Raw genomic sequence first — 13866 nt, forward strand, 5'->3', positions numbered from 1 at the left:
CGTCGTCACTTGACTGCTCCCTGAGATCCGCTTGGGGGAACAGCAGGCGCCGACCCAAAATCTACTGCGGGCGGCTTAGCGATTTCTTTTTCGTTTTCTACCGTGAAATTAGGCTTCTCTTTGTATCCGAATGCCATCGCCGTTAGATTGGAGGGGAACGAGCGTACCGTGACGTTGAATTCCTGCACTGACTTGATGTAGCGGTTGCGCGCCACGGCAATGCGGTTTTCGGTACCTTCCAGTTGCGCCTGCAAATCGCGAAAACCGGCGTCAGCTTTTAGTTGTGGATAGTTCTCACTCACTGCCAACAATCGGGACAACGCTCCGGACAGCTGGCCTTGCACAGCCTGAAACTTGGCAAAGGCGGCCGGATCGCTGAGAACCTCCGGCGATATCTGTATGGCGCTCGCCTGAGAGCGGGCTTGCGTCACTTGCGTCAACACTTCTTTTTCATGTGAGGCATAACCTTTGACGGTATTGACCAGATTAGGTACCAGATCCGCCCGCCGTTGGTACTGGTTTACTACCTCAGACCAGCTCGCTTTGATTTGCTCGTCGTTGCTCTGGAAGGTATTGTAGCCGCAGCCATTTAGGTTTAGAGCAACCAGCGCTGCCAGGATGACCCATAATTTGCGCATTTTATTTTTCCACGTTAGCGGGTTGTTAAACCGGGCAACATTGTGACTGTTGTGTCTTTCGGCAATATTCTTGCCATGTTTGGGTTGCGATGACTAAGGGGTACTTATTAGACTTCGGTAGTTCGTTTTACCTCCTTGCGGCATAATCGGCCCGTGGAACAGATCGACTGGTTTATAACGAGACGCCGAGGGAAGGCTGCGCGCCGGCCGTAGGTACAATTTTTTGTGGCCGTACACGCTTGATACCGGCGAGCTTGGTCCGTTTGAGTAGCAGAGCGTTGATTGCCACGACGGCCGAACTGCCCGACATCGATAATGCTGCAATTTCTGGCGATAAAGTAAACGGGTAGAAGACGCCGGCTGCCAGCGGGAAGGCGATCAGATTGTAACCAACCGCCCACCACAGGTTCTGATGCATCTTGTGCAGGGTGGCACGTGACAGTTCTATAGCACCGACGACATCGTACGGGTCGCTTTTCATCAAAATGACCTGCGCGCTTTCCATAGCTACGTCGGTGCCGGCACCGATCGCGAAACCCACATCGGCCTGGGTCAGGGCTGGTGCGTCGTTGATGCCATCGCCTACCATGCCAACTTTGTGCCCCTGCTCTTGAAGCGCCTTAAGCCTGGATGCTTTCTCACCTGGAAGCACGTCGGCCAGCACTATATCAATGCCGAGTTCCTTGCCGATGCGATCGGCCGTGGCTTGATTATCGCCGGTAATCATCGCCACCTTTACGCCGCGCTCCTGCAACTTGGCGATCGTCGCCCTGGAGGTTGGCCGCACGGCATCGGCGATCGCGATTAGGCCGATCAGCTTTGCGGCGCGAGCGACATATACCACGGTGCGGCCCCCACCCTGGAGTCGGATGGCTTCTGTGGCCAAAGCCTGCAATGGGATGTCTTCGGACTCCATCAGCTTGAGATTGCCGAGCAGTACCTTCTCACCGCCGATCATAGCGTGAGCACCCTGACCATCAATGTTGGTAAATCCCGTCGCGACCTCGGCCTGGGAGGTCCCCAATCTTTTGAGCACCGCCAACGCCAAGGGATGCTCCGAGAACTTCTCTACCCCCGCGGCGGTAGCCAGCAACTGAGCCTCGGTGACGTCCTGGGCGGTGACCATCTCTACCACATCAGGTTGCCCGAGTGTGAGAGTGCCAGTCTTGTCGAAAACGATGATGGTGAGCTTGGTCGCGTTCTCAAGTGCGGCGGCGTTTTTGAACAAGATACCGTTCATAGCGCCGAGCCCCGTACCTACCATTATGGCCATCGGGGTGGCCAGGCCTAGAGCGTCGGGGCAGGCAATGACGAACACTGTGATCGTTAGCGTCAACGCGAACAGCAGTGGCTGGCCCAGGACCCAGAACCACACGCCGAAAGTGAGCAAACCAATGACAATGGCTGCCAGAACCAACCACTGCGAGGCTTGATCAGCGAGTAGCTGCCCTGGCGCCTTGGAGTTTTGGGCTTCCTGAACGAGTTTGACGATCTGGGCCAACGCCGTGTCGGCACCAACCTTGGTAGCCTTGTAGCGGAAGCTACCGCTCTTATTGATCGTGGCGCCAATAACGGCATCACCAAGAGTCTTCTTCACGGGCATCGATTCGCCGGTCAGCATAGACTCATCGACCTCAGAGGTACCTTCGATGATTTCGCCGTCAACCGGAAGCTTGTCGCCCGGCTTGATAATGACCGTCTCGCCTGTCAGCACCTCCAAGGTGGCCACCTCGGTCTCTACGCCAGCGCGTAGCACCGTGGTCATCGACGGGGCCAGATCCATAAGGGCGCGGATCGCATCTGAGGCACCCGCGCGTGCACGCATCTCAAGCCAGTGGCCCAGTAGAATGAAGACCAGCAGCACGGCTGCCGCTTCGTAGAACACCTCACCTTCGTAGAGGAAGGTGGCCCCCACACTGAACACATACCCAGTGCCGACCGAGAGTAAAACCAGGGTCGCCATGTTGACCACCCGGTTGCGCGCAGCACGCCAGGCTGCGATGAAGAAAGGCCAACCCGGATAGGCGATCGCGCCAGTGGCGGCGACGAACAGAAACACCTTCCGATTGAGGTCGAACGGAGTTTCGAAATCGCCAAACATTGTGCCCATCGGCGAGTATAGGAAGACAGGAATCGCGAACAATAGGGCAACGAAGAAGCGATTACGCATATCGTCGGCCATGTCCTGAATCGACATGCCGGGTGCATGCCCCATATCGTGCGTCATGTCGCTCATCGGTTGCGCGGGTTTGACGCTGTGGCCGGCACGGGGATCACTTCCCGGGTCCATTTCCTTCGGCACATGTCCCTTGCTACCACCCTGCGCCATGTAGCCTTTATGCGCGTCTGCGGTCTTGTGATCTGTAGGCTCGCAGAGGTGAGCGGGAACGAGTTCACCCCGGCAATGGTAGCCGCAGTCAATGATGCGTTGGCGGATCTCTTTATGCGACGTTTTCGCTTCGTCAAAGTGCACGGTGGCACTGCCGGCCACATAGTTCACTTCGACATGATGAACACCCGATAGCATTGCGATCTGTCGGTGGACGCCGGCCGCGCTCAGGGTGGAGATTAACTCCCCCACTTCGAAGGTGCTTGTTTTCATGTTCGCTCCTGAGGGGCAGACATCAGCGCGCCAGTTTCCCCGCGTCGACGCAATGGGGCGTGAATTCGAATACGATGTCCCGATCCGGCTCGACGAGCTTGTTCTTCTTGCCCGAGTAATATAGTCGCGATGAGGAAGTTGCTTGCCTGCATCGTTGAACCTGCTAATGCAATTCAGGTGTTGATCCATAGCCGCCGGATAAACGGAGTTAAAGGAGTGCCCGCGTGCTTTCAGGCAACATCGCTTCAGGTGGCCGATAGCCGCTTGCGCGGCGACGGCAGAAAGCGTGGCGTCCTCGCCGCATAATCTTCGAACTCCGCGCCGAACTGCTTACGCATCTGGGCCTCCTCTGTGATAGCCAGTCGCGCATACATCACTAGCAAAATAGGGAACATCAACAAGGTCAGCAACGTCGGCCACTGGAACAGAAAGCCCAGCAGAATAAGCACGAACGCAACGTACTGCGGATGGCGGATGTGCGCGTACGGGCCCGAGATGGCGAGACTGTTGCGCTGCTGCGCGTGGTACAGGACATTCCACGCGCTGGACAGTAAATAGAAGCCGAAGCCGAGGAAGACATAGCTGGCGATGTGCAGCACACCGAAGTGCGGATCGCCTTTCTCACCAAGTAACGTCGACCAGAGATGGCCGGTATTGTGGGACAGTAGGTCGAGGCTCGGAAACTTCGTCTGAAGCCAGCCCGACATCAGGTAGATGGTCAACGGAAAGCCGTACATCTCGACGAACAGAGCGACTATGAAGGCTGCGAACGCCCCGAAAGTGCGCCAGTCGCGCGCGGTCTGAGGCTTGAAGAAACTGAACGCGAACATGATGAAGATAGCCGAATTGAGGACGACGAGCGTCCACAGTCCGTAGTCCGGGGTGTCGTGCATGGCTAATCTCCAATCTTTGGCGGCTGCGATGATCCTGGGGGGGCTTTGGTCGACGGGTCTCCGTGATCGTGACCATGGCCGCCGTGCATGAAGAAATGCATCAGCGGGCACGCCAGCAACAGCAGAAACGGTAATGCTCCGAAGAAATGGGCACGATGCTCGCGGAGCAGGAAATACGCAGCAATGGCGCCAAAAACGATCAGACCTATCAAGTAGCGCGAGCTCCAGAATCCAGGTGGCTCGGAGTTGTGCTGGAGGTGGTCGTGCTTCACTAGATTCTCCTTCAACCGGCGCGGGTGTTTCTGTCAAAAATGCAGCGCACTGATAGACTTTGGCATCACCATAGTCATGGTTTTTTATTCGCTTTAATCCACTGGTCGAATACGGCGATTTCCTTCTTCTGTGCGGCAATTATGTCCTTGGCCATACGAAGCATCTCCGGATTTTTTCCGTTCTTGAGTTCGGCTTGCGACATCTCAACTGCCATCTGATGGTGCATGCGCATGTTGGCCGCGAAGTCATAATCTACATCGCCGGTCATGGACATGCCGCCCATTTGTTTCGTCATCTTCGATTGATCCATCTGCTCGGAAGGCATCGGCATCGTTTCGTTTTTCGCGGGTTCTGCGGCATTGGCCAACGTCGGCGCTGCTGCCATTACCGCGACAACCATCGCTACCGCCCTCATCAACAAAGTGAACCGGCTAGAACTGTTGTGCTTGATAGACTGTGACATTGTGAATCTCCTGTTAGGGGCGGAGGGTTGGCCATTGCCCCCCGAACACGGAAACTGTTATTTCTGAACCGCATGGGGGCTGACCAACCCTGAGTGCCAACCATTTCTCGGCAACGCTGTGCGCATTCACAACAGGCCCTGACGCAATCTTTCATACCCCCCACCGACCGTTCGCAACTCTTGGCGCAAACCCCGCACACGAGGTAGTAGAAACGGAACCGCTCAACAAAAAACTGGCCGACGTCTAATAGATTTTTCGGCGCAGTTGATCCAGTTGATCATTAGGCGAAAATGTTCGGCCTCAAGGTGTTTGCCCCAAGCCCCAAGCCCCAAGCCTACCAAGCGTAATTCGAGCAAAATGCTGTATCACAACGCTCAAATAAGCACATACCCAGAGGCACACATTTCACCCTAGACCACGTTTGACGGACAGTCGACTGAAATTAAGATTACATTCCTGTCAGCTTCTAGTTGGTTAGCATTTCGTTGCGCACGGGTGTGAAGCACCATTCGAGCCTATATAGCTGACGAAGCGTAAACCACAACAGGGGAACTGTCAGGAGAGACATTGACAGCGCGAATATCATGCCTGACACATAAGTAACGTTAGCGGCAGCTTTTTGACAGGCATCACTTGCTACTATCTAATTACAAGTTAGTTATTTCAAGGAGAAAATCATGAAGATATTGAGTGCAGGCATCGCTATTGCAATAGCGGTAGCTTCCTTCGCAGTCAGGGCTGAAGGCGGAGGGGATCGCGTCTACAATCGGACGATGCAAGAGAACCAGCACGCAATGGAGCAATATGCCATCAACAACGGTAAAGATGCGCCTGAAATTGTCCACTATAAGTATGGGTTGGACCTTGATGTTGTAAAAATGGTTAACAGGACTCCAGCCACTAATTATTGTGGGCTGGTCCGTTCTCGCATGACTTACGAAGACTCCAATGGCAAGCTCAACACCATCGAGTACCAAGTGTTGGGCAGCAACTGTCCTCATGGTAGCTGATCGCTTAAAAGCCAAACACCGGAAACGAAAAAGGAAACTAGTTGCAGATCCAATGCGCCTTACTTATCGCTGACAAAAAAGTAATTTTCAGGTCACGCTACAGTTATCTTTCATGTGGAATTATCGCCGACGGAACGTCTCTTTCCCTTATTGCCCTTGGCATGAATATGGGGCAGGTTGCAGTGGCCGTTGAGCAAAAACCATAGGCATTGAGGGGAGTGGTTTTAACACTCTCTACCGCAATCTCTACTTCAACCGCGACTTCCGCAACGGTCAGTCCAGGCACTCGAATGCAAACAGCGTCTATATACGCCGAGAAGCTGATGGCGCCATTGCAAGACCAGAAGCGTTGGGAGCATGACGTCGAGGCTAAATACATCATTCAAACCGGCTCTCTGAAAGACATGTCATTCCGCGAGCACCCAGCAACGACACGGGCCACCGACGTTGAATCTAATTTGGATGAGATTCGTCTGATTGTGGAGCACCCACTGCAAATTCTCTAAATCGAGCATTAGCAATGCTCGCTCACCAGGTACAACCCGTCTCCTTGTTACTCCTTTGGTGGGAGGCGGCTTAGGCGCCCTTGTGGCGCCTTTTTTTATGGTGCGCCAGGCATGGCGCGTTGCGCGCAAGCGCAACCAGTTTGGCTGTGGTGGCCACGCTGGTGAGTTGGAGGTGAAAGTCCTCTACACACCCGGCAAGGGGAAGTGTTAGCCAAAGGCAAGGGTGTCGCGGGTGACTGCGAATCTGAAGGAAGCCCGAGGCAAAATGCTGACCTGACGAACAGGAAGCGGATGAGGCGGCGTAGCGGGGTAAGACGGCCATAATCGTCAAAGCCCAATACTTGCACGGAACGCTACGTCGTAGGGCGCCGCAAGGCGGCCCGCTCTCGCCGTTGCTGTCGAACATCCTGCTCAACGAACTCGGTTGAGCGCTTCCTGAATCAGCGCCTGAAACTGACGCTGAACCGGGACAAGAGCCGAGTTGCCGGGTCTTGGAAGTGTGCTTACTTGGGTTACGGGATGAGCTGGCATCAGCAACCGAAGCTGAGAGTGGCGACGATGAGTCTAGGTCGCTTGCGCGACCGACTCAGAGAGCGGCTACGTAAAGCGCGGGGCCACAAGATGGCGAATATCATCGAGCGGATAAACCCCGTGCTGCGTGGTTGGGCGGGCTACTTCAAGCTGAGCCAAAGCAAACGGCCACTTGAGGAACTGGACGGCTGGGTGCGTCACAAGCTTCGTTGTGTCGTCTGGCGTCAATGGAAGCGGCCCATGGTGGAACTCGGGAGCGCCTCATATGAATCAGGCGCTGCCGAAGAAGCTGTGGGACCGACTCGGGCTGGTCTCGATACTGGATACGATAAATCGGCTTAGCCGTGTAACCTGAACCGCCGTATACGGAACCGTACGTACGGTGGTGTGAGAGGACGGCGGGTGTAATCCGCTTCCTACTCGATTGCGCCCAGCATGGGCGCACGCGTTTCTGATAGGCGTATCGCTCCCCCCAGCCTGGGCCTTGGCCGCGCAAGGCACTGAAGGACCCATGCCCCGAGCTCAGCAACCAGCCGTCAATGTCGAAGAATTTGATAAGGCAAGCAGCAGATGATGATCGATCAGCTGATGCAGCGCCAACACCCAATGGACATTCAGCGGCGTTAACCAGTGCCACAGCCGCCTGAAAGGCACTGACCAGTACCTTTTTGATTTTACACTTTGAACTCAGTACGCACCCTAGGGCTGCGAGATTGGCAAGTTCATTGCGATCTTGGAAGTAGGTTCGGATCTGAAAACTCTTTCTCGGCAGGGGAACGTCAATGAAGAGGGAACCCGGCGGCTGAAGTTCTTGAAGTAGGCTCTGCTTAAAGCCAATCCTGCACCCCAGATGTTGGCGCTTGGAGCGCTTGGCAACACGCCTGGGTCAAGCACAGCAATGTGCGGTGGTTGCACAGCGCTGGATGCGAAGATCACGTGCTGGTGATTGGCGATAGACCGCTGGATGATATTGCGCATGCAACCAGGAGCCGTGTAGCAGTGGTGAACACGATCACGTCATAGTCCGCTTCCTTGCGAGAGTGTGGATTCAACAGCGAGGCGCCGGCGGCGCATCAAGCGGTAAGCTGCCGGGATGACAAACAGGGACAACAAGGGCGCGGTGACCATGCCACCGACCATGGGCGCAGCGATGCGGCTCATTATTTCGCTACCGGAACCGCTGCCCAATAGGATCGGTAATAGGCCAGCAATGATGACCGCCACCGTCATGGCCTTGGGTCGCACCCGCTGCACGGCTCCTTCGCTAATTGCTGCGATTAGCCCACGCTCGGTACTGTCGCCGGCCTCTACACGTTCGGCCCAGGCGTTTTTCAAGTAGAGCAGCATGATCACGCCGAATTCGGCAGACACACCCGCCAGAGCAATGAAACCGACGCCGGTGGCCACCGACAGGTTAAAGCCGAGTAGATAGAGGAACCACGCCCCACCGGTAAGGGCGAACGGCAAGGTAGCCATGATCAGCAACGCCTCGTCGAATCGGGAAAACGTCAGGTACAGCAGCACGAAAATAATCAACAGAGTGGCTGGCACCAACAGCTTGAGCCGTGCGTTGGCTCGTTCAAGAAACTCGAACTGCCCTGAGTAACTCAGGCTCATGCCTGGCTGCAGCTTGACCTGTTCACTCACAACCCGACGTAGATCAGCAACCACTGAGGCAATGTCCCGGCCACGCACGTCGATATACACCCATCCGGAAGGTCGGGCATTTTCGCTCTTGAGCATCGGCGGGCCTTCACTGACCTTGACCTTAGCCACCATCCCAAGGGTGATCTGGCTCCCCAACGGGGTGTAGATCGGCAGTTGCTCCAGTGCGCCAAGCGAATCACGCCACTCTCGGGGATAACGCACATTGATTGGGAAGCGGGCGAGACCTTCAATGGTCTCACCAACGTTTTCACCACCAATAGCACCGGCGACGATCGACTGCACATCCGCGATATTTAACCCGTAGCGGGCTGCGGCTTTGCGGTCGATATCCACATCGATGTAGCGGCCGCCCGTCAATCGTTCAGCCAAGGCCGAACTGACCCCGGGCACGTCCTGGGCCGCGCGCTGGACCGCTTGGGTGGCCACATCGATCTCCGTCAAGTTGGTGCCGGCAATTTTCACTCCGATCGGACTCTTGATCCCGGTGGCGAGCATGTCGATGCGGTTGCGGATCGGGGGTATCCAAATATTAGTCAGCCCAGGGACGCGCACCACTCGATCCAGCTCCTCCACCAATTTTTCCTGGGTCATACCAAGACGCCACTGCTCGCGTGGTTTGAACTGGATAGTGGTCTCGAACATCTCCAGCGGCGCTGGGTCGGTCGCGGTTTCGGCACGACCAGCCTTACCAAAAACGTGTTCGACTTCGGGTACCGTCTTGATCAAGCGGTCGGTCTGTTGCAGCAGCTGCGCCGCTTTCTGCGCCGACAACCCCGGCAGAGCCGAAGGCATGTAGAGCAAATCGCCCTCGTCCATCGCAGGGAGGAACTCGCCACCCAAGCGAGAGATCGGCCACAACGCACTGAGGAAAACCATTAACGCGATCAGTAGGGTGACTTTGGGCCGATGTAACACCGCATCCAGGGCCGGTTGATAGATCCTGATCAACCAGCGGTTCAGCGGGTTCTGGTCCTCTTTGGGGATCCGACCACGAATCCAGTAGCCCATCAGCACCGGCACCAGTGTTACCGAAAGCCCGGCCGCCGCTGCCATGGCATAGGTCTTGGTGAAGGCCAATGGGCCAAACAAACGACCCTCTTGAGCCTCCAGGGTGAACACCGGGATGAACGATAGGGTGATGATCAGCAGGCAGAAAAACAGCGCCGGTCCCACCTCCGCCGCCGCTTCGGTTATCACATGCCAGTGACGTTCGCCCTTCAACTCCTCCCCAGGATGGGCCACATGCCAAGCCTCGATCTTCTTGTGAGCGTTCTCGATCATTACCACGGCGGCGTCGACCATGGCGCCGATGGCAATGGCAATCCCGCCAAGGGACATGATGTTGGCGTTGATTCCTTGATGCCGCATGACGATGAAGGCAATGAGCACCCCCACCGGCAAAGAGATAATGGCCACCAGGGAAGAACGCAGGTGCCAGAGAAATATCCCACAGACCAACGCGACGACGATGAACTCCTCGAGCAGTTTGTAGCTGAGGTTTTCCACTGCGCGGTCGATCAGTTTGCTGCGGTCGTAGGTGGTGACGATTTCCACCCCGGCCGGCAGGCTGCTTTTCAGGTCGTCAAGTTTGGCTTTGACCGCGGCAATGGTTTCGCGAGCGTTCTTGCCGCTGCGCAGAATCACCACGCCGCCGACGGTCTCGCCTTCGCCGTCGAGTTCAGTGATACCGCGACGCATCTCCGGCCCCAGCTGGATCGTCGCCACGTCGCCGAGGGTCACTGGTACGCCACCCGCACCCAGCTTGAGCGGAATCGCACGAAAGTCGTTGAGTGTCTTCAGATAACCGGAAGCGCGCACCATAAACTCGGTCTCCGCCATCTCCAGTAACGCACCACCGGTTTCCTGATTGGCCTTGCCGATAGCTTCGGTCACCGCTGCTTGAGTGATGCCCAGGTTGGCCAGTTTCAGCGGATCGAGCTGCACCTGGTACTGCTTGACCATGCCGCCCACGGTGGCCACTTCCGCAACGTTCGGCAGGGTCTTGAGTTCGAACTTGAGGAACCAGTCCTGCAAGGCGCGCAGTTGCGCCAGGTCGTGTCCGCCACTGCGATCCACCAGTGCGTACTGATAGATCCAGCCCACGCCTGTGGCGTCGGGTCCCAAGGACGGTTTGGCGGAAGCCGGCAGGCGGCTTTGGACCTGACTCAAGTATTCCAACACCCGCGAGCGGGCCCAATACAAATCGGTACCGTCTTCAAACAACACGTACACGAAGCTGTCGCCAAAAAAAGAATAGCCGCGTACGGTCTTGGCCCCCGGCACCGAGAGCATGGTGGTAGCCAACGGGTAGGTCACCTGATTCTCAACTATTTGCGGCGCTTGTCCCGGATAAGGGGTGCGGATAATCACCTGAACATCGGAAAGGTCTGGCAATGCGTCGATGGGAGTGCTCTGAACCGACCAAACGCCCCAGACCGTGACGAAGATCGTGGCCAGCAGTACCAGAAAACGGTTGGCGACTGACCAGCGGATAAGGGCGGCGATCATGGCTGGCCCCCTAGTTTTTCCAGGCGTTCAACGCGCAATCCATCATCGGTTTGGCTCACCGCAACCCGAACCTTGTCGCCCGCCTTGAGTCCTTGCTTGAGAGCAGGGTCAGCCAATGGGAAGGTCATAGTCATACCAGGCATGCCCAGCGTCTTGAACGGACCAAGGGCGATTGTTACGTCTTGGTTGTTGATCTCGACGATCTGCCCATCCGCCTCATGAAAGCTGGAGGCTGCTGCGCTGGGTGGTGACATTTCCAGCGCGCTCGCAACAATGCCCTTGAGACTGGCCTCAGAGTCGAGCAGGAACTGTCCAGAGCTGACTACCTGCTGACCTTCTTCCAACCCATTCAACACCACCGTCTTGCCTTCGTTTTCCTGCCCGAGTTGCACCTCTACGGGTCGGTAGCGACCAGCGTCTTCGGCGAGCATCACCAGGACCCGTCGGCCGGTGCGAATGATTGCCTCGCTCGGCACCCACAGAACGCTTTGTTCGGTCGAACGATTCAGGTGCACCTGGGCTGTCATACCCGGCCTGAGTCGCCCATCAGGGTTGGGGAGTTCGACCCGAACACGCACAGTTCGGCTGTCGGGATTGGTTTCGGGCAGAATCGAGCTGACCGTGCCCTTGAGCACTGTTCCTGGAAAGGCTGGCAGACGTGCTTCGACCGCTTGCCCCATGTTGATCGATCCAGTCTCCGACTCTGGAACGGCCACTGCCAGCCAGACGCTGCTCAAGCCATTGACTCGAGCCAGAGTCTCGCCGGCCGCAACGGTCATACCCGAACGTACATTCAACTCTTGCAGCACACCGCTTATGGGGCTGGTGAGCGTCAGGACCGGCTGGGTCTTGCCGCTTCGCTCCACTTGAGCAATCAACGTCGCTGGCATCCCGGTCAAGTGCAAGCGTTGGCGTGCTGCCGCCAGCAAGTCCGCATCGCCACTGCGTTTGAGTGCGAGAAACTCTTCCTGAGCAGCGGCCCACTCCGGGACCAGGATATCGGCCAAAGCCGCATTGGCTTTGAGCACATCGCCTGGAGCACGGGCATACACCCGCTCCACAAAGCCAGCAGTACGCGATTGAATCACCGCGACATCCCGCTCGTTGAATGCCAGCACACCGACGACGTCCAGACTGGAAGCAAGCACGCCGCGAGTGACGGTGGCCAGACGCACGCCGAGATTCTGGGTCAGGCTTGGGTCGATACTGATGGCCGCACTGTCCGCTGCAGCATCAGCGTAGCGGGGCATCAACTCCATATCCATGAAGGGGGATTTGCCGGGTTTATCGAACTTCTGCTGCGGGGACATCGGGTCATACCAATACAGTACTTTGCGTTCGTCTTGGGTTTTAGGGGCCTGTTCGGCTGTGCTATCAGGCACGCGCTGTTGAGCGAACCAGTAACCGCCGGCCGCGCCCAAGGCAATCGAAAGTCCTGTCAGCAAAGCCCCTTTCCAGATTTGAGAGCTCATTGATTGGTGTCCCCATAAGCAAAATATAGGCGAGCACTGGTGAGGGCTTGCTGTTCTTCGAAGTCGACCTGTTTGAGGCGGGTCTCGATGAGTTCACGTCGGGCAGCGATGACAGCCGCCAAGTCGCTTTTACCGGCGCTGTAGCTGGCCATGGTCAGCCCGACCTTTTCCTTGGCCAGGGGTAACAGGCTTTCCTGGCTGCGGTGCACGGCACGGTTCAGACGCTCGTATTCGGCCAGATCGTCCTCCAGTTGCTGGGTATGTTCACGTACGAGAGCTTCGCGCTCGGCCTCCAACTGATTCAGTTCAGCGTGTTTGGCGGCGATCTTCGGGTTCTGTCGGGAGTCGGGGAACAGTGGCAGGTCGAACGTGAACTGCACGCTGACCATGTCGCCGAACTGACGGCCGCGGCGCTGGTAATCAAGCTCCCAACTCCAGTCGGACTGCTTTTCCGCCTTGGCTTCACGGACCTTGGCCTGCGCTTCGCGAGTCATTGGCGTGAATGCCGCCAGTGCGGGGTGATGTTGCAGCTTATGAGGGTAACCCGAGGCATCGATGGGCCATTCGGGCAAGCTGCCAACGGGTTGATCATTGGCGGCCGGACCTATCCAGCGCCTGAGAGCCGCTCTGGCTTGGGCCCGCAGGCGGACCAGATCGTCTTGTTGTTCCGCCAACTGAGCCGCCTCCTGTTTCGGCGTTACTGCATCGGCAGGTTGAGCACGACCACCGGCGATCTGCGCCCGTACGGTTTCGGCCAACAGACGATTCTCCCGGTAAAAATCCTGAAACAGCGCCTCTTTACGCTCGACGGAGTAGCTGCTGATCCAGGCCAATGCCGTGGCCTGACGAACGTTCAGTCGCTCGACACGGCTTTCGGCCGCGGCGCGATCTACGGATGCCTCGGCCACTTCGATTCGCGCCCGTCGCTTGTCACGGTTGGGCACCTCCTGCATGACGCCGACCATCTGCATGGTCATGAAATCCTGTTCAAGGCGCCAGCGGTCAGGGCCGCCGATGGGATAGTTTTGTACGCCCAGCAGGAGCTTCGGGTCGGGTAGTTCGCCGGCTGGAATGGCGGCGCTGCTGGCGGCTTGCAGTTTGGCCGCTTGGGCGGCCAGCGATGGGGCATTGCTTTCGGCCAACCGCAAGGCTTCATCGAGTGTCAGCGGCGCAGCAAGGCTCGGCAATGCCAGCACGCTTGCCGCCAGGGCAGCCACGAGGGGCCAACCGGTGCAGTAGCACTTGGAGTTCATGTTCACGATTCCTGTGATGATCCACTGCGCGCCTCTTGGGCTCGCGCG

Annotated in this window: 9 protein-coding genes and 2 pseudogenes; 3 read left to right on the top strand and 8 right to left on the bottom strand. The window is 57.1% G+C overall.

The features are described 5' to 3' along the window. Positions 1–5: 5 nt before the first annotated feature. The 5 genes from ACYZT3_RS14960 to ACYZT3_RS14980 form a co-directional block, all read right to left on the bottom strand. Positions 6–638 carry a LemA family protein gene (locus ACYZT3_RS14960; RefSeq protein ID WP_282378144.1) on the bottom strand — a complete coding sequence of 211 codons (633 nt, stop codon included), beginning with the start codon at positions 636–638 and terminating at the stop codon, positions 6–8. Between the two features lie 172 nt (positions 639–810). Continuing rightward, entirely contained in the window at positions 811–3240 is a 2430-nt protein-coding gene (locus tag ACYZT3_RS14965; RefSeq protein ID WP_282378146.1) for a heavy metal translocating P-type ATPase, read from the bottom strand. Positions 3241–3485: 245 nt separating this feature from the next. Next, positions 3486–4133, bottom strand: a complete 648-nt coding sequence (locus tag ACYZT3_RS14970; protein WP_282378149.1) for a methyltransferase family protein — start codon at positions 4131–4133, stop codon at positions 3486–3488. 2 nt (positions 4134–4135) lie between these two features. After that, positions 4136–4405 carry a DUF2933 domain-containing protein gene (locus ACYZT3_RS14975; protein ID WP_282378151.1) on the bottom strand — a complete coding sequence of 90 codons (270 nt, stop codon included), beginning with the start codon at positions 4403–4405 and terminating at the stop codon, positions 4136–4138. 74 nt (positions 4406–4479) lie between these two features. After that, a complete protein-coding gene (locus tag ACYZT3_RS14980) occupies positions 4480–4869 on the bottom strand; it encodes a DUF305 domain-containing protein (RefSeq protein ID WP_282378154.1) in 390 nt (129 codons plus the stop codon). Between the two features lie 678 nt (positions 4870–5547). Here ACYZT3_RS14980 and ACYZT3_RS14985 point away from each other — a divergent pair. The 3 genes and pseudogenes from ACYZT3_RS14985 to ACYZT3_RS14995 form a co-directional block, all read left to right on the top strand. Then, entirely contained in the window at positions 5548–5880 is a 333-nt protein-coding gene (locus tag ACYZT3_RS14985; RefSeq protein ID WP_462030188.1) for a DUF2790 domain-containing protein, read from the top strand. Positions 5881–6079: 199 nt separating this feature from the next. Next, positions 6080–6386 (top strand): annotated as a pseudogene (locus ACYZT3_RS14990) (OprD family outer membrane porin); the annotation flags it as partial. Positions 6387–6754: 368 nt separating this feature from the next. Beyond that, a pseudogene (locus ACYZT3_RS14995) lies at positions 6755–7272 on the top strand (group II intron maturase-specific domain-containing protein); the annotation flags it as partial. 662 nt (positions 7273–7934) lie between these two features. On the opposite strand, the gene ACYZT3_RS15000 reads toward ACYZT3_RS14995, so the two are convergent. The 3 genes from ACYZT3_RS15000 to ACYZT3_RS15010 are packed head-to-tail and all read right to left on the bottom strand — an operon-like array spanning position 7935 to position 13818. Next, entirely contained in the window at positions 7935–11093 is a 3159-nt protein-coding gene (locus ACYZT3_RS15000) for an efflux RND transporter permease subunit (protein WP_462030189.1), read from the bottom strand. Continuing rightward, the gene (locus tag ACYZT3_RS15005; protein ID WP_462030190.1) at positions 11090–12565 is read right to left on the bottom strand and encodes an efflux RND transporter periplasmic adaptor subunit; all 1476 of its coding nucleotides are present in this window, start codon (positions 12563–12565) and stop codon (positions 11090–11092) included. The genes ACYZT3_RS15000 and ACYZT3_RS15005 overlap by 4 nt, the downstream gene beginning before the upstream one ends. Then, positions 12562–13818 (bottom strand): TolC family protein, encoded by a 1257-nt coding sequence (locus ACYZT3_RS15010; protein ID WP_462030191.1) that lies wholly within the window; start codon positions 13816–13818, stop codon positions 12562–12564. Before ACYZT3_RS15010 ends, ACYZT3_RS15005 begins: the two co-directional genes overlap by 4 nt. Positions 13819–13866 lie beyond the last annotated feature (48 nt).

It is taken from the genome of Pseudomonas sp. MDT1-16, from assembly GCF_054898115.1.

What these genes read in the sequence shown, in the direction of transcription:
- ACYZT3_RS14970 (WP_282378149.1), bottom strand. Translation starts at nt 4,133, where the DNA reads ATGCACGACACCCCGGACTACGGACTGTGGACGCTCGTCGTCCTCAAT.
- ACYZT3_RS14960 (WP_282378144.1), bottom strand. Translation starts at nt 638, where the DNA reads ATGCGCAAATTATGGGTCATCCTGGCAGCGCTGGTTGCTCTAAACCTA.
- ACYZT3_RS15010 (WP_462030191.1), bottom strand. Translation starts at nt 13,818, where the DNA reads ATGAACTCCAAGTGCTACTGCACCGGTTGGCCCCTCGTGGCTGCCCTG.
- ACYZT3_RS14985 (WP_462030188.1), top strand. Translation starts at nt 5,548, where the DNA reads ATGAAGATATTGAGTGCAGGCATCGCTATTGCAATAGCGGTAGCTTCC.
- ACYZT3_RS15005 (WP_462030190.1), bottom strand. Translation starts at nt 12,565, where the DNA reads ATGAGCTCTCAAATCTGGAAAGGGGCTTTGCTGACAGGACTTTCGATT.
- ACYZT3_RS14965 (WP_282378146.1), bottom strand. Translation starts at nt 3,240, where the DNA reads ATGAAAACAAGCACCTTCGAAGTGGGGGAGTTAATCTCCACCCTGAGC.
- ACYZT3_RS14980 (WP_282378154.1), bottom strand. Translation starts at nt 4,869, where the DNA reads ATGTCACAGTCTATCAAGCACAACAGTTCTAGCCGGTTCACTTTGTTG.
- ACYZT3_RS15000 (WP_462030189.1), bottom strand. Translation starts at nt 11,093, where the DNA reads ATGATCGCCGCCCTTATCCGCTGGTCAGTCGCCAACCGTTTTCTGGTA.